The organism is Pseudomonas alliivorans (assembly GCF_017826695.1).
In the GTDB taxonomy this organism is placed as follows: domain Bacteria; phylum Pseudomonadota; class Gammaproteobacteria; order Pseudomonadales; family Pseudomonadaceae; genus Aquipseudomonas; species Aquipseudomonas alliivorans.
This window is the reverse complement of record NZ_JAFFZW010000008.1, coordinates 222,668-238,604: the sequence shown is the minus strand read 5'-3', so window position 1 is coordinate 238,604 and position 15,937 is coordinate 222,668. Positions and strand designations below refer to the sequence as shown.

Genomic DNA, 15,937 nt, shown 5'->3' with positions numbered 1-15,937 from the left:
AAGGTGCCTGAAGAGAATTTTTTGAGGTTGATTGCCATGGTTCGTCGCACCAAAGAGGAAGCTCAGATCACTCGCAGCCAGATACTGGAGGCTGCCGAGCAGGCTTTTTACGAGCGTGGCGTCGCTCGCACGACGCTGGCCGACATCGCGACGCTTGCCGGTGTGACGAGGGGAGCCATCTATTGGCACTTCAACAACAAGGCCGATCTGGTTCAGGCGATGCTGGATAGCCTGCAGGAACCGCTCGACGAAATGGCGCAGGCCAGTCAGGACGAAGACGAAGAAGACCCATTGGGGTGCATGAAGAATCTCTTGGTTCATCTGTTTCATGAGCTTGCACTTGACCCTAAAACCCGTCGCATCAATGAAATCCTTTTTCATAAATGCGAGTTTACTGACGAGATGTGTGATTTCCGTCGTCAGCGTCAAGAGAACGCCATCCAGTGTCACGAGCGTATTCAGTTGGGGCTGAGCAATGCCGTGCGTCAGGGGCAATTGCCAGCAGGTCTGGATACGGCCCGCGCAGCGGTCGCTCTGTTTTCATACATCAATGGCATCATTTACCAGTGGCTGTTGGTACCTGACAGTTATTCGCTGCCGTCGGAATCCGAACAGCTGGTGGAAGTCTGCATGGACATGCTGCGCTTCAGCCCGTCATTGCTGACGTCACAGCACCGAAGTGATAGCTGACTGAATATAACGCGCTCGGGTTCCGGTTGGGCACCCTCTGATTTCAATTTAATTGCGGTAAACAAGAAGTTTACCGTTTGCTGACATTCACGTGCGCCGACAGGCGTCTGTCATCAGGATTTACGGCACGGGATGACATGGTGTTGTAGGATTCCGGTAGGACATTTCCTGAAACATGTAGCTGATTTCCCAAACTAAATTCCGTGTATTGCTCCGCCTCGAAACTCCCTTCACTCTTCGCTCCTTAATCGACATTGTGAGAGGGAAGTTGCATGTCCAGGCGAAATCTTGCGCCTATATGCTCTGAAAACATGGACTGTTATGCAAAAGCCTGTGAGGCGGACGGGTGCCTGAACTGCGCTCGCCGGACTTCGCTCCGACCGACGCGTGACCGGGGCATGAATGTGGTTCTGAAACGGCCCACTCTGGATGTCAGCCGGGGGAGGTTCGAATGATGTCGCATGCTGTTTTTGACTGCACGAGTCCACTTGCACGGCTGGCGCGACAGGCTGAACGTATCGCTGTGGATTCGTCGCAGGGAATGCCGGTCGTTCGTCTGGGGCTCATCACGACGCTGTACTTCAGAAAGGGCCATACGCAGGATGCAAAGCGGCGAGTGGAAGCCTGCTTTTCACGTTTCTACACGGCCTTCAAGCCGGTACTCAAATGGCAGTTTTATAAACGTACACGTCGCTTGACGCCGTCCGGGTTTGCCTCTTGCCGACGCCAGGTGGTGCAAGGTTCGCCACAGGAACAGTTCGTCTGGTCGATCTCCAGCGCTACCCAGGCTGAAGTTGCCAGCTACAGCCTGTTTGTCATGAACACCTCCGAGGGGCAGGCCGACAATGATCTTTCCTGCCTGAAGATGGTATTGCCCTGGTCGTACCTGACCGAGCCTGATGGCTTGAAAAACTATGAAGTCTGGATTCGGTACCTGAGCAGCGAAGTACAGGCTGAACATGGTTTTGGCAGCCTGGCCTGCATTCTTCCCAGTGACGGGCATCAGTATCTGTCGTGGGAATACCGGTTGGCCCAGCAATATGTAGGACTGATGGTCGATCCCGGGCCGCATATAGAAAGCCTTCGCCTGCTGGACCGGATCAAGGGCGTGGGCTGGTACACCGTTCTGGGCGAGTCATTCGTGAGGCGCCTGGGCAGCAGTGACAGGCTTCGGGCTCAGCTGAGCGCACACAGCGATATTGTCTTCCACGCCTACAGTACAGGACTGATGATCCGGGCCGGAGAGGTGCCTGAGCTGGGCGAGCGTGGTCGGCTTGCACCTGCGTCCTATATAGCCGTGAACAAGGTGATCAAGCCGATCCGGTTGCAGGACACCGGCAATCTTCACCCCTACCTGGCGCCGGGGCTCGGCTTTACCGAGGAGACCACCGCGCAATGGTTCGCCCGTTTTGACGAAAAGCCTCCTCAGCCGGTCGATGCGGGGCGGGCGTGTCCTCAGGCGGGCTACTGGTTCAGCAATGCCCGGGCGCGTTCCCGCCGGTTTTTCAATGAAAGCGAAATCATGCCCGCGTTCGAACACTTGAAAGGCAAGAGAACCCAGTGGTTCTGGGCGGCTCAGTCGAAATGACGGCTGCCACGTCATCCGTCGCGACTAGGTTTTGTACGAAAAGTCGGCGAGCGAAGGTCAGGCAAGGCAAAAACAGGCGAGGAAGCGGAGTCTACGTGTTGTAAATGAGCATTCCGATCGGACTCGCGCACGAGCCTGTTTTTAACGCAGCATCACCGAGCGCAGCCACTTTTCGTACAGAGCCTAGTCACGTCCCCGTAAAAGGTTGTTGGGCATCGCCCAGGCAGCGGCAACGCCCAACAGCGAGATGGCGGCACTGGTGATCAGCAGGTTTCTGAAGGTCAGGGCCAGTTCGGCGCGCAAGGTCTCCAGTGCCGGGCCGGTGGCAGCATTCAGGCTATCGAGCAATACATTCCCTGAGGCACCTTCGTGACTGATGGCTCCAGGCCCCAACTGGCCGACGCCGGTATGTTGCAGCATGGCCAGCAGCAGGGCAGACATCAACGCCACACCCACCGCACCGCCCAATGAGCGAAACAGATTGGTGGTGCTGGTGGCGACTCCCATGTCCTTCATGGTGACCGAATTTTGCGTCCCTACCAGCGAGGTAGGGAACTGCATGCCTGAAGCGATACCGGTCAGGATCATGAACAGACTCATCAGCACGATCGACTGCGGCGGGGTGAAAGCCATGCCCAGAATCGCGATAGGCATCAGCACCGCGCCGGTGGTGATCAAGGGCTTGTAACGTCCGGTCACGGCCGTGCGCCGCCCGGCGAAATAAGCCCCCATCGGCATGCCCATCGCCAGAGGAAGCAGATGAAGCGCCGCGCTGTCCGCGCCGCCACCGGTGACCGTCTGGTAGCGCAGCGGCATCAGCACAATCAGCGAGATGGCCTGAAAACTGGTGAAAAATACCGTACACCAGCAAAGCACCGCGCTGCGGTTGGCAAACAGGTGCATGGGCAACAGAGGCTCTCTGGCGCGCCGTTCATACCAGACAAACAGCGCGAGGGTCAGCAGTGCGACCCCCAGCAGGGCTTGTACCTGCAGATCGTCCAGGCCGTGGCCCTGACCAATTTCCGTAATGCCCAGCAGCAAGGCAGTCAGGCCGATGATCATCAGCATCGTGCCGAGATAATCGATGATCGGCTTGCGCTGCGGAATCGGCAGACCTTTCAGCGTGCGCCAGGCCACCACCAACGCGAAGATCCCCAGCGGCAGATTGATCAGGAATACCCAGCGCCACGACAGGTATTCGGTCATCAGACCGCCGAGCACCGGTCCGGCGACACTGGCGACGGCGTACATGCTGCTGAAGTAACCCTGATAGCGGCCTCGTTCACGCGGTGGAACGATGTCGGCGATAATCGCCTGACTGACCGACACCATGCCGCCCGCGCCAATGCCCTGTAGCACACGAGCCAGTACCAGTTGCTCCATGCTTTGGGCCAGGCCGCAGAACAGCGAGGCAAGGGTGAACAGGCCCAGACCGAACAGCATCAGCTTGCGTCGTCCGTACAGATCGCCCAGCTTCCCGTAGATCGGAACGGCAACGGTCAACGAAACCATATAGGCGGAGATCACCCAGGCCAGCAGGTCGATATCCTTGAACTGAGCAGAAATGGCCGGCATCGAGACAGCGACGATGGTTTGGTCGAGTGCGCTGAGGAATACGGCCATCATCAGCGCGAACAAAATGCTGCGGATCGCAGTGGGAGTAGGGGGAAGACTGGTCAAAGGCAGAACCTGATGGCAGTGTTGACCCGCCGCAAATGTGACGGGAGATGTCTGGCCAGTCTAATCCGATAGGGTGCTAATCGATAGCGCCCTTCATATGATCAGCGATGAAAAAAATGAAGCACTGTCAGTCATCGCAACGCGCTGAACGTTGAATTGGTCGGCACGCAATGGCCGAAGCTGCAACTCACCACGGTCGGTGCCTGGCGCGCCAGTTCGATTCTCCACGCGCCTGCCGCGTAGACACCGATGACTGCGATAACACCTGCCACTGCCATGCATTTTCTTGTTATAGGTCTCATGCCGCACTCCTCACTTCAGTTGCAAAGCAATTTGAAAGAGCTGATTGAAGTGTAGGACAGGAATGGAGGGTGTGCAGCGTGCGCAAGCAACACGCTGTCAGCCTTACGCGCTAACATTCGCGCTTTTACTGATCGGCAGGTTCAAGACTGATGGCGCGCAAGGAATACGAAGAATTCGAAGCTGTATCCGCAGTAATGCCCGGCGAGGAGGGTTACCGTGCGGCAATCGCGGTCAAGGCTCGCGCTGGCGGGGCGCCGCGTTTCCATGCCGTTCTGCCGGGACAGACGTTCAAAACCGCCCACGAGGCCGATCTGGCCGCAACCGCAGAGCTTGAGCGGCTGGCCGGCGTCGACGCCGAGGGCGAGCTGGTCTGGTAATACGCCTGATCAGGCGCCCGGTCTGAACATCTTGAACAGTGCTTCAGGGCCCAGCTGAAAGTAATCCGCCGGTCCGCCACCGCGCAGAATCGGCTCGGCGGCGGCGGTGTCGTAGACGCCGTCCTTGAGCAGGGATCTGGCGATATGCACCGCCACCACTTCACCGAGAATCAGCCAGCTGGGTACCAGCTCCTTGTCGGCGCGCTGTAGCTGGACGATTTGCGTCACTTTGCATTCGAACGACACCGGCGTTTCCAGCACTCGCGGCACAGCCACGATGTGCGAGGCCAGCGGCGTCAGGTTGGCCAGTTCGAACTCACTGACGTCCGCATCCACCGGGGCGCAGGTCTGATTCATGGCTTCGGCCAGCGAACGCGTCGCCAGGTTCCAGACGAACTCGCCGGTCTGCTCGATGTTATTCAGGCTGTCCTTGCGGCCGACGCTGCAAAAACCAATGATCGGCGGCACGTAGTTGAACGCGTTGAAGAAGCTGTAAGGCGCCAGATTCAGCTTGCCGTTGGCGTCCTGGGAAGAAATCCAGCCAATCGGTCGCGGGCCGACAATCGCGTTGAACGGGTCGTGAGGCAAACCATGACCTTTGGACGGTTCATAGGAGTGAATAGCGTCTGACATGCGTGTTTCCTGATCGGCTCAATGACGGGGTTGGCTGCATAGTGCTGCGCTTTGGCGGCGGATGCCAGCATTCAGACACTGAAAAGCCCGGCATGTGCCGGGCTTTGAGGTGTTGTGACGCGTGTTGCTTAAGCGCGGCGATTGGCACCTACGCGGTCTGCGCCATCGGCGGCCAGACGGTTTGCACCCACGTGATCAGAACCATCGGCAGCCTGACGGTTTGCACCTACACGGTCAGCGCCGTCAGAAGCGAGGCGGTTTGCACCGACGTGGTCAGCACCATCGGCAGCCTGACGGTTTGCACCGATACGGTCGGCACCGTCAGCAGCGAGGCGGTTTGCACCGACGTGGTCAGCACCATCAGCTGCCTGGCGGTTTGCACCGACGCGATCAGCACCATCAGACGCTACGCGGATCGAGCCGACATTGGTGTGCTTGGTGCCGCCTTCGGCAACGATGGGAGCATTCGACAGGTCGCTGGTGGTAGCGACTGGCAGTGCAAAGGCGCTCGAAGCCAGAACAGAGAATGCGAGGCCGAAAATCAGTTTGGTGGTTTTCATGAGGGTGTCTCCAGTTTGGGTCGGGTGAGTTGTCATCCCGGTATGGAGGCAATGCTACGCGCTGACGGATTATTAAGAAGTTAATCGGATTGCTACCGACCATCGCTGAAAATGATAATTGGCCCTAACGCGCTGTTTTCGCGCCTTGCAGGGCTAATGGCATCATGATGGTGCGTTTTCTGAAAAATCTTGCAATAAAGGCTCTTGACAAATAAAAATAATATTAAATTCAGTGGTTTGAGCCTGTTTTTAAGTCAAAGCCTGCACCGAGGTGAAACACTTGGAAATATCCAGCCTATGAAATGACGGTGTGTTTTGTGCCCACAAAAAAGGGCAGCCCCGGCTGCTGGCTGCCCTTTATCACTGAGACGCGAGGTCAGTCGGTTTCAATTCGCGAGTGCGTGCGGGTGTCTTTCATGAAGACATACACCAGCAGCGAACAGGCGATGCACGCGGTAACGTACCAGTAGTAGCCGGTTTCCATGCCGATACTCTTGAACCACAGTGCGATGTATTCAGCCGTGCCGCCGAAGATCGAGACAGTCAGGGCGTAAGGCAGGCCCACGCCCAGCGCACGAATCTCGGTCGGAAACAGTTCAGCCTTCACCACTGCGTTGATCGAAGTATAGCCACTGACAATGATCAGCGCCGCCATGATCAGGAAGAACGCGCCCCACCAGGTCTGGATGGTATGCAGGGTGGTGAGGATCGGCACGGTGCACAAGGTGCCCAGCACGCCGAACGCGATCAGGATCGGGCGTCTGCCGACCTTGTCGGACAGCGCGCCGATTACCGGTTGCAGCACCATGAACAGGAACAGCGTTGCAGCCGAAATGGTCGTCGAGTCCGTGATACTCATGCCGACCGTGTTCACCAGATACTTCTGCATGTAGGTGGTGTAGGTGTAGAACGCCAGCGTACCGCCCATGGTCAGGCCAACCACCGTCATCAGTTCCTTGGGATGACGCATCAACGTGCGCATCAGGCTTTCCTTGGCCTTTTCCTTTTTCTTGCGGGTGAAGGACTCGGTCTCTTCCATGCCCCGACGCAGGAACAAGGCAACCACGGCACACAGCGCGCCGATGACGAACGGGATGCGCCAGCCCCACGCGTACAGCTGCTCGGTGGTCAGCGTCTGTTGCAGCACGATCAGCACGCCCAGCGCGATGAGCTGGCCGGAAATCAGGGTGACGTACTGGAAGCTGGAGAAGAAGCCGCGACGTTCCTTGGTCGCCATCTCACTGAGGTAAGTGGCGGAGGTGCCGTATTCACCACCGACCGACAGGCCCTGCAGCAGACGGGCGAACACCAGCAGGATCGGTGCGCCGACGCCGATGCTTTCGTAACCGGGCGTGAGCGCAATGATCAGTGAGCCGAAGCACATCAGCAGCACCGAGGCCATCAGCGCCGCCTTGCGGCCCTTGTAGTCAGCGTACAGGCCCATCAGCCAGCCGCCGATCGGACGCATCAGAAAGCCGACGGCAAAGATTGCAGCCGTGTTGAGTAGTTGGGCAGTGGTGTCGCCTTTGGGGAAGAAAGCTTTGGCGAAGTACAGCGAGAAGGCGGCGTAGACGTACCAGTCGTACCACTCGACCATGTTGCCGACCGAACCGCTGAAAATGGATTTGAGACGACTCGAAGTGGTTTTCGGAGCCGCCGCAGCGCCCGCCGAACCCTTGGGTAGGGAATTGGAAATTTCCATGGTGATCCTTTATTCATTATTTTTAGAGGAGGCATTGAATGCCCTGACCAGTTCCATAGCAGGAGCTGTGCCACACCAGAGAGGGTTGTTTTAGAGGGGTTGAACGCTTTGAGTGAGCAATAATCCGCTCATCCAGTGTGTTTGAATGAGCGGATTATTGCCTATTGCCGACGGGCCGACATGCACAACAGTTAACGCACCTCTGATCACTGTCGAGGACATGCCGTCACGTAGTTCAGTCCTTCGACTCTGTGCGTCGAGACGCTGCCTTGTGCAGAAGGGCGGCGAGGTCTTCCAGCGCATAAGGTTTCTGCAGCAGGTCGAAGCGGTGCGATTCGTCCTGGGCGAACTGGGCGAACTCGGTGCTGTAGCCAGTCGTCAGCACGACCGGCATCCATGGGTAGCGCGTTTCGATCTCGGCGTACAACTCAAGACCGCTCATGCCCGGCATGGCAATGTCCGAAAACACCACCTGGAAACTCTCGGGGTTGCCTGAAAGCTCCTGCAACGCCTCGCTGCCGCTAGAGACCCAGACCACCTGAAATCCCAGTTGCTCAAGCATCGGGCGGGTGTAGGTGCCGATGTCCTGATTGTCTTCCACCATCAGCACGCACAGGCCGGGCAGAGCGCTCAGCGTATGGCCTTCCTGCGCGGGAGCGATCTCATGATTCTGCGCGCTGGGCAGGCACAGTGTGAAACGGCTGCCGCTTCCCAGTTCGCTTTCAACCAGCACCTCGCCGCCAGATTGCTTGGCAAATCCAAACACTTGCGACAGACCCAGCCCCGTGCCTTGACCGACGCTTTTGGTGGTGTAGAACGGTTCGAAGATCAGCCCCAGTTTTTCCTTGGGAATGCCCGAGCCTGTGTCGGTCAGGCTCACCGTCACGTAATCACCCTCACTCAGTGATGGGGAGAGTTCGCTGGACGGGCACGCAGACCGCTCGACCTTGATGGTCAGGCGGCCTGAGCCCGCCATCGCATCGCGGGCATTGACCACCATGTTGACCAGCGCTGTGTCGAACTGGCTGCCGTCGGCGAAGATGAAACAGGGTTCTGCGGGCACATCGATATCGACCTGAATCCGCGACCCGGTCAGGGTGTCCATCATCTCCCCGATGCGGGCGACGCTTTCGCCGACGTCGAACACCTCCGGCTGCAAGGCCTGACGACGCGCGAAGGCCAACAGTTGGCCGGTCAGGCGTGCAGCGCGATCCACGGTACTGGATATGGCCTCGACGTATTTGACCCGACGGGTTTCGTCCAGGTCAGCGGGTTTCAACAGGTCGCTGCAGGAGCGGATCACGGTCAGCAGGTTGTTGAAGTCGTGCGCCACACCGCCCGTGAGCTGGCCGATGGCTTCCAGTTTCTGTGCCTGATGAAGCGCATCCTGAGAAAGCCTCAGGGCTTCATTGGCTTCCTCTTCGGCCTGGATGTCGCGGCCCACGGCATGGATGAACTGCTGGTCCGGCACGGCCGTCCAGGCAATCGTGCGGTACGATCCGTCGGCATGTCGATAGCGATTCTTGAAGTGCGGAATGTTCTGGCCGTTCTCCAGCCCACTCATGGCTGCGAGCGTGCTGTCCACGTCATCAGGGTGCACCAGCATAAGGAACTGACTGCCCAGAAGCGCTTCTTCTGACCATCCCAGTGCCTGAGTCCAGGCCGGATTGACGGCGTTGATAATGCCGTCGAACTGCGCCACCAGCATCAGATCGGTCGAGAGTCGCCAGATGCGGTCGCGGTCGCGGGTGCGTTCCGCCACGCGTTGTTCGAGCGATTCATTCAGGGTTTTCAGGGCTTCTTCGGCGTCGCGCAACTGGGTCATGTCGCGGGACACGCAGAGGATCTTTTCCGGCTTGCCATCGGTGCCAAAAATGGGACTGACCTGCACGTGCCACCATTTGACGGTGCCTGTCATGGTCTGCGCCGAACCCATGAAGCTGGCGCTCTTTCCCGCCCGGGCCGCTTCGACTGCGGCCTTGGCTTCGAGATTGCCCTGATTCTGCCAGAAGTCCGGCCACGGGCAGCCACGGATCGCGTTGAAGTCGCTGACCTCCATGATGCGCTGACCGCCTTCGCTCATGAAGGTCAGGCGCGAGTCCAGGTCCAGGACCTTGATGCAGTCGTTGATGCTCGACAGAACCCGGTCGGTGAAGGCTTCGTTCTCGTTTTGTCTGGCCTGGGCGAGCACGTGCGCCGTGGTCTCGTTGACCCTGCAGAATACCCCTTCGATCACGCCCGTGTTGCCGTAGAGCGGCGAATAGGACAGCGACCACCAGGTCAGCTCGGATTTTCCGTTGCGCGTCACGGTGCGCTGGATGTCGTCGGATCGGCAGCTGTGACCAGCCATCGCCTGTTCGGCCAGATGGCGTACGTCTTCCCAGGCATCGCCCCAGACCGAAGCGATAGGCTGCCCTTGTGCCTGGCTGGCTGCGACAGGCAGCACCGCGCAGTAGGCATCATTGAAGAACAACGTTAATTCAGGCCCCCACAGCACGTACATGCTGTCCGGGCAACTGAGCATCAGATTCATTGAGGACAACAGCGCCGATGGCCAGTTGTTTCTGGTCCCCAATGCAGACGTCGACCAGTCTGTCTCTCGGATAAGCCGACCCATTTCGCCGCCACCCAAAGGGAGGTCGAGGGGAGTATTCACGGTAGAAAATGCCCCATGTTTCGGACTGCTGAGGTTGGCTGAAGTATCAAGGTCGGAATGATGTCATTGTGCCTTGTAACTATCCAGCCATCACGACCAAAGGTGACGTGACAGTATGCAGACCCGGCGCATCTGAAAATGTTCGCTTCTATCCAGGCAAGTATTTCCGATACGTCGTCTTCAGCTCAGGAACATTTCCCGCGTGAGGCCGTGACGCTGCATTTTTTCGTTGAGGGTCCGGCGCGGCAGCTGCAATTCGTGGAGCACCGCTTTGATATCGCCCTTGTGTCTGTTCAGCGCAGCGCGCAGACACTGGGCTTCGAAGGCCTCTTGCTGGGCGCTCAGCGATTGCCCGGTCGATTCGGCGCAGGGCTCCGAGTCCGGCTGGGTCAGACCCAGGGTCTGGCGTTCGGCAGCATTGGCCAGTTCGCGCACATTGCCGGGCCAGTCGTGGCTGAGTAGCTGGCTCAGGCGAGCTGCGCTGACCAGCGGAGCTTCTCGTCCCATGCGCGCCGCCGCCGCACGGGCAAAGTGGTTGAACAGCAGCGGAATGTCTTCACGTCGTTCACGCAGCGCGGGCAGGCGCAGTTCGGCCACGTTGAGCCGGTAGGCGAGGTCTTCGCGAAAGCGTCCGGCGCGTGCCTCTTCCAGCAGATCCGGCTTGGTCGCCGCGATGATCCGCAGGTCGACGTCGATGCTCTGATTGGAGCCCAGCCGTTCCAGACGCTTGTCCTGCAGTACCCGCAGCAATTTGACCTGTTGTGCCATGGGCATACTTTCGATTTCGTCGAGAAATACCGTGCCACCGTCAGCGTATTCGAGGCGGCCGATGCGCTTGCCCTGTGCGCCGGTGAACGCGCCGCTTTCATGACCGAACAGCTCGGCTTCGAACAGGTGTTCAGGAATGGCGGCGCAGTTGAGGGCCACGAAAGGCTTGCTGGCGCGAGGGCCGAAGTCGTGCAGGCAGCGGGCTACGAGTTCCTTGCCGCTGCCGGTTTCGCCGCGAATGATCACATTGACCGACAACTGCGACAGTTCCAGCACATGGCGGCGCAAGGTCTGAAGGCTGGGCGACATGCCCAGTAACGTGGCGTCCAGTCGGGTGCGGGCATCGGCCTGCTCGTGCAGACGACGGTTTTCCAGAATCAGCTGACGCTTTTCCAGGGCCCGGCGCAGGCTGCTGATCAGCGTTTCGGGGCTGAAGGGCTTTTCCAGAAAGTCGTAGGCGCCTTCGCGCATCGCCTCGACGGCCATCGGTACATCGCCATGACCGGTCAGCAGGATGACTGGCAAATCCTTGTCGATAACCTGCAAACGTGCGAGCAGTTCAAGCCCGCTGATGCCCGGCATGCGCACGTCAGTGAGCACCACGCCGGGGAAATGCTCCGGGAGTTCGGTCAGGCATTCTTCCGCCCGGGCGAAAACCTGCACAGTGAAACCCGACAGGGTCAGCCACTGTTCCACGGCCTGTCGAATGGGGGCTTCGTCGTCTACCACGATGACCGAGTTCAACATGCCGGGTCAGGTCTCCAGAAAGTCGTTGGGCAGGCTGAACCAGAACACCGCACCGTGGCCGTGATTTTCCGCGATCAATTGGCCGCCCAGTTCATGGATGATTGCATAGGACACCGCCAGGCCGAGACCCAGCCCGTCGCCGACCGGTTTGGTGGTAAAGAACGGATCGAAAATGCTGGTCAGATTTTCGGGCGCGATGCCTTCGCCCGTGTCCACGACGCTCAGGCGCCATTGACCGTCCGATGGCTCGATACGAATTTCCAGGCGCGCAGGTGTTCTGCCGCGCATGGCGTCCAATGCATTGCGCAACAGGTTGATCAACACCTGCTCAAGGCGGATCGCATCACCGCGCACCCAGGCCGGGCGTGACAGTTGCAACACGCAGTCGACATGCTCTTCGTGCAGGCGCGGTTCCAGCAACAGCAAGGCCTGATCGACCACGGTCGCCAGGTCCAGCCGTTCGCGCAGGCCGGCGGGGCTTTTGCGGGCGAAGGTCTTGAGGTGCCCGGTCAATGCCGCCATACGGGTCAGTTGCTGATCCACCGGTATCAGTGCCTTGCAGGCTTCCTCGATGCGGCCTTGATCCAATAGCAGGCGCACGGTTGCCAGCTGCATGCGCTGTGCCGTGAGGGGCTGGTTGATTTCATGCGCCAGTGCTGCCGACATCTGGCCCAGCGCTGCCAGCTTGGCCGACTGAACCAGACCATCCTGAGCGGTCTGCAGATCGCGGGTGCGTTCCTGAACCAGGCGTTCAAGTTCGTCACGGCTGCGCTCACGCAAGCGGGCCAGACGCCAGCGCTGGTAAAGGAACAGGCCCAGAAACACCAGTGCCAGCCAGATGCCGGCGGCAGCGATTCCGGCGTTGCGGATGTCTTCGTTGGCCAGTGGCGGTTTGCGCAGCAGGTGCAACGTCCAGTTTTCGTCCGGCAGCGGCAATGACTGCCACAGGTAGTCTTCCGTGCCATCCGGGCCATCGACGCGGCGCAGTTGGCTGTGTTCCCCAAGGTGCTCGATGACTCGGCTGCGCAGAGGTGTCAGCGGTTTCTTGTCGTACTGCCGTGTGCGCAGCAGTTCGCTGCGGTTTTCGACCGAGATGGGTTCCAGTTCCCGATAACGCCAGCCGGGCTGGTTGGCGATGAAGACGATGCCCTTGTCGTCACTCACCATCAACAGGTCATCGCCTTGGCCCCACTCCTGTTCAAGGGTCGGAAACTCCAGTTTCACCACCATTGCACCGATGAACCCGGACGCGTCGTCCAGTACGGCGCTGGACAGAAAGTAACCGGGAATGCCGGTGGTCACACCGACCGCATAGAAGCGCCCCGTGCCTTGCGCTCGGGTTTGCAGAAAGTAGGGGCGAAAGCCGTAGTTGTGGCCGACGTAGCTGTTGGGTGTCTGCCAGTTGCTCGCGCCGACAGCCAGACCGTGGCGGTCCAGCAACTCAAGGGTCGATGAGTGGGCAGCGGTATTGATTTTTTCCAGCTTCAGATTGAGCCGGTTTTGCACATCCTCGGTGACCGGACCGCTCAGTGCCGTGCGGATTTCCGGATCCAGCGCCAGCACCGAGGGAAGGGCGCGATAGCGTTCGATCAGGGTGTGCAGTGTGTTGGCGTACAACGCCAGTTGACCACTGGCGCGAATGGCGTCTTCCGAAAGGGCATGGCGCTGCGCCTGACGCATCGCCAGTCCGGCCGACACGGCTGCGCCAGCCAGAATCAGCATCACATAAAGGGAGAGACGCCAGTAGCGATGCTTGAAGGTCATGTTTCTTGTGCTGCCTGAACGTATCGCCTGGGCACCTTCATGAGCAATCTGCCCGTGAAGGTGCCGTCAGCAATGCTTACAACAGATTGAAGATCGCCTCTTTCACGGTCTGGGAGTCGAGACCGATCATGACCTTGAACTCGCCGGGCTCGGCGGCGTACTTGAGCTGAGCGTTGTAGAACTTGAGATCGTTTTCGCTGAGCGTGAAGGTAACGACTTTCTCTTCGCCTGGCTCGAGGGTGACCTTTTCAAAGTTTTTCAGTTCTTTGACCGGACGGCTGATCGAGGCTGCAATGTCACGCAGGTACAGCTGAACGATGGTTGCACCGGCAACCTTGCCAGTGTTCTTGACCGTCACGCTGGCGGTGAGTTTGCCTTTGCGCGCCATGTTGGCGTCCGACAGCTTGATGTCTGAAACGTCGAACTGCGTGTAGCTCAGGCCGTAACCGAACGGGAACAGCGGGCCGTTCGGCTCTTCGAAGTAGTGCGAGGTGTAATTGCCCGGCTTGCCTTCATGGTATGGACGGCCGGTGTTGAGGTGTGCGTAATAGACCGGCAGTTGACCGATCGAGCGCGGGAACGACATGGCCAGCTTGCCCGACGGGTTGTAATCGCCGAACAGCACGTCAGCCACCGCGTTACCGCCCTCAGTACCCGGGAACCAGGTTTCGAGCATGGCGTCAGCCTGTTCCTGTTCGTCGACCAGCACCAGCGGACGGCCGTTCATCAGCACCAGAACCAGCGGTTTGCCCGTGGCCTTGAGGGCCTTGATCAGGTCGCGTTGCTTGCCGGGAATGGTCAGGCTGCTGCGACTTGCCGATTCGTGGGACATGCCGCGAGACTCGCCGACCACGGCCACGATCACGTCGGACTGCTCGGCCACCTTGACGGCTTCGTCGATCATTTCCTGAGCCGGACGTGGATCGATTTCCACTTCCTTTTCGATGAAGTTCAGGTAGTTGAGGATGTGTTCGTTGTCACTGACGTTCGCGCCACGGGCATAGACCAGTTTGGCCTTGTCGCCCACAGCATTCTGCAGACCTTCATACACCGTCACCGACTGGTTGGGACGACCGGCAGCCGACCAGCTGCCCAGCATGTCGAGATGGCTCTGCGCCAGGCCGCCGATCACGGCGATGGTGCCTTGCTTCTTCAGCGGCAGGGTGTCGTTCTGGTTTTTCAGCAGTACCAGTGTCTTGCGCGCGACGTCGCGGGCTTCGGCACGGTGCAGGCGATCATCGGAGTAGGTGTCAGCCGGATCATCGGCGGCTACACCAATGCGGCCGTACGGCGCTGCAAACAGGCCCATGTCGTATTTGGCGCCCAGCACTTCACGCACGGCGTTGTCGATCTCCTTCATGGAAACCTCGCCGTCCTTGACCAGACCTGGCAACTGCTCGCCGTAGGCCACGTCGTTCATGCTCAGGTCGACACCGGCCTTGATCGCCAGCTTGGCCGCCTCACGGTAATCCTTGGCCACGCCGTGTTCGATCAGCTCCTTGATCGCACCGTGGTCACTGATCGTGACGCCCTTGAAGCCCCAGTCCTTGCGCAGCAGGTCCTGCATCAGCCAGGTATTGGAGGTGGCCGGAATCCCGTTGATCGAGTTCAGGGCGACCATGATGCCGCCGGCGCCCGCGTCTACACCGGCGCGATACGGCGGCAGGTAGTCGTTGTGCATGCGCGTCATGCTCATGTCCACGGTGTTGTAATCGCGTCCGCCTTCCACCGCGCCGTACAGGGCGAAGTGCTTGACGGCGGCCATGATGCTGTCGTTCGCGGCAACGTTCTTGCCCTGAAACGACCGGACCATGACGTCGGAAATGCGCGAGACCAGATAGGTGTCTTCACCGAAGCCTTCGGAGCTGCGACCCCAGCGTGGATCACGAGAGATGTCGACCATGGGGGCGAAGGTCATGTCCAGGCCGTCGGCGCTGGCTTCTTTGGCCGACACACGGCCGGTCAGCGCAATGGCGTCCATGTCCCAACTGGCGGCCATGCCGAGGCTGATCGGGAAAATCGTGCGATGGCCGTGGACCACGTCATACGCGAAAAACATCGGAATCTTCAGACGGCTCTTGGCGACTGCCGCTTCCTGTAAAGGTCGGTTTTCCGAGCGTGTAATGGAGTTGAACGTGCCGCCGATGCGTCCGGCAGCGATTTCCTTGAGAATCATGGGCTGCGGCATTTCACCGCTGATGCTGATGAGGCGCAGTTGACCGATTTTTTCATCCAGGGTCATTTGTTTCATCAGTTTGCTGATGAACGCGTTCTTTGCCTGAAGTGTGGTCTTGTCCGAAACAGCGGAAGAGGCCGGAACATCAACAGCCGCAGCACTTTGAGCGATCATGGAGTGGCTGGCCAGACCGACCAGCAAACCTAATAAACACAGCTTATTCATCAATAAATTCTCAAGGCTTTTGTGGACAACTCGCGTTTAATATCCGACAGCCAGTTTTTGGGTTATGG

General features: G+C 59.1%; 11 protein-coding genes and 1 pseudogene. 3 read left to right on the top strand and 9 right to left on the bottom strand.

All coding sequences use genetic code 11. From position 1 onward, the window contains the following. The first annotated feature begins 36 nt into the window (after window positions 1-36). Both pmeR and JTJ32_RS20520 read left to right on the top strand, forming a co-directional pair. A complete protein-coding gene (pmeR, locus tag JTJ32_RS20525) occupies window positions 37-690 on the top strand; it encodes an auxin-lysine conjugate-binding transcriptional regulator PmeR (protein WP_184321034.1) in 654 nt (217 codons plus the stop codon). A 454-nt stretch (window positions 691-1,144) separates the two neighbouring features. Continuing rightward, entirely contained in the window at window positions 1,145-2,278 is a 1,134-nt protein-coding gene (locus JTJ32_RS20520; RefSeq protein ID WP_099226482.1) for a DUF3396 domain-containing protein, read from the top strand. Between the two features lie 183 nt (window positions 2,279-2,461). Here the strand turns inward: JTJ32_RS20520 and JTJ32_RS20515 are convergent, their stop codons facing one another. Next, window positions 2,462-3,958 (bottom strand): MDR family MFS transporter, encoded by a 1,497-nt coding sequence (locus tag JTJ32_RS20515; protein WP_210043122.1) that lies wholly within the window; start codon window positions 3,956-3,958, stop codon window positions 2,462-2,464. Window positions 3,959-4,089: 131 nt separating this feature from the next. Beyond that, window positions 4,090-4,236, bottom strand: a complete 147-nt coding sequence (locus JTJ32_RS20510; protein WP_180274208.1) for a hypothetical protein — start codon at window positions 4,234-4,236, stop codon at window positions 4,090-4,092. Between the two features lie 174 nt (window positions 4,237-4,410). On the opposite strand from JTJ32_RS20510, the gene JTJ32_RS20505 reads away from it, so the two are divergent. Then, window positions 4,411-4,638 carry a hypothetical protein gene (locus JTJ32_RS20505; RefSeq protein WP_099226215.1) on the top strand — a complete coding sequence of 76 codons (228 nt, stop codon included), beginning with the start codon at window positions 4,411-4,413 and terminating at the stop codon, window positions 4,636-4,638. A gap of 9 nt (window positions 4,639-4,647) precedes the next feature. Here the strand turns inward: JTJ32_RS20505 and JTJ32_RS20500 are convergent, their stop codons facing one another. From JTJ32_RS20500 to bglX, 7 genes and pseudogenes are all read right to left on the bottom strand, one after another. Beyond that, complete coding sequence (locus tag JTJ32_RS20500) at window positions 4,648-5,271, bottom strand: flavin reductase family protein (RefSeq protein ID WP_099226214.1); 624 nt, start codon at window positions 5,269-5,271, stop codon at window positions 4,648-4,650. Between the two features lie 215 nt (window positions 5,272-5,486). Further along, a pseudogene (locus JTJ32_RS20495) lies at window positions 5,487-5,831 on the bottom strand (hypothetical protein); the annotation flags it as partial. A 376-nt stretch (window positions 5,832-6,207) separates the two neighbouring features. Beyond that, window positions 6,208-7,533 carry an MFS transporter gene (locus JTJ32_RS20490; protein ID WP_184321016.1) on the bottom strand — a complete coding sequence of 442 codons (1,326 nt, stop codon included), beginning with the start codon at window positions 7,531-7,533 and terminating at the stop codon, window positions 6,208-6,210. 235 nt (window positions 7,534-7,768) lie between these two features. Continuing rightward, window positions 7,769-10,150: a PAS domain S-box protein gene (locus tag JTJ32_RS20485; protein ID WP_210043140.1), complete on the bottom strand. Its 2,382-nt coding sequence runs from the start codon at window positions 10,148-10,150 to the stop codon at window positions 7,769-7,771. Window positions 10,151-10,369: 219 nt separating this feature from the next. Next, window positions 10,370-11,704 (bottom strand): sigma-54-dependent transcriptional regulator, encoded by a 1,335-nt coding sequence (locus JTJ32_RS20480; protein WP_210043120.1) that lies wholly within the window; start codon window positions 11,702-11,704, stop codon window positions 10,370-10,372. 6 nt (window positions 11,705-11,710) lie between these two features. Then, entirely contained in the window at window positions 11,711-13,468 is a 1,758-nt protein-coding gene (locus JTJ32_RS20475; protein ID WP_210043119.1) for a sensor histidine kinase, read from the bottom strand. Between the two features lie 76 nt (window positions 13,469-13,544). Continuing rightward, on the bottom strand, window positions 13,545-15,869 hold the full coding sequence (bglX, locus tag JTJ32_RS20470; RefSeq protein WP_210043118.1) for a beta-glucosidase BglX: 2,325 nt from the start codon (window positions 15,867-15,869) through the stop codon (window positions 13,545-13,547). Window positions 15,870-15,937: the final 68 nt, after the last annotated feature.

Coding starts and splice junctions, on each gene's coding strand:
- pmeR (WP_184321034.1), top strand. CDS start 37: ATGGTTCGTCGCACCAAAGAGGAAGCTCAGATCACTCGCAGCCAGATA.
- JTJ32_RS20520 (WP_099226482.1), top strand. CDS start 1,145: ATGTCGCATGCTGTTTTTGACTGCACGAGTCCACTTGCACGGCTGGCG.
- JTJ32_RS20510 (WP_180274208.1), bottom strand. CDS start 4,236: ATGGCAGTGGCAGGTGTTATCGCAGTCATCGGTGTCTACGCGGCAGGC.
- JTJ32_RS20505 (WP_099226215.1), top strand. CDS start 4,411: ATGGCGCGCAAGGAATACGAAGAATTCGAAGCTGTATCCGCAGTAATG.
- JTJ32_RS20500 (WP_099226214.1), bottom strand. CDS start 5,271: ATGTCAGACGCTATTCACTCCTATGAACCGTCCAAAGGTCATGGTTTG.
- JTJ32_RS20490 (WP_184321016.1), bottom strand. CDS start 7,533: ATGGAAATTTCCAATTCCCTACCCAAGGGTTCGGCGGGCGCTGCGGCG.
- JTJ32_RS20485 (WP_210043140.1), bottom strand. CDS start 10,150: ATGGGTCGGCTTATCCGAGAGACAGACTGGTCGACGTCTGCATTGGGG.
- JTJ32_RS20480 (WP_210043120.1), bottom strand. CDS start 11,704: ATGTTGAACTCGGTCATCGTGGTAGACGACGAAGCCCCCATTCGACAG.
- JTJ32_RS20475 (WP_210043119.1), bottom strand. CDS start 13,468: ATGACCTTCAAGCATCGCTACTGGCGTCTCTCCCTTTATGTGATGCTG.
- bglX (WP_210043118.1), bottom strand. CDS start 15,869: ATGAATAAGCTGTGTTTATTAGGTTTGCTGGTCGGTCTGGCCAGCCAC.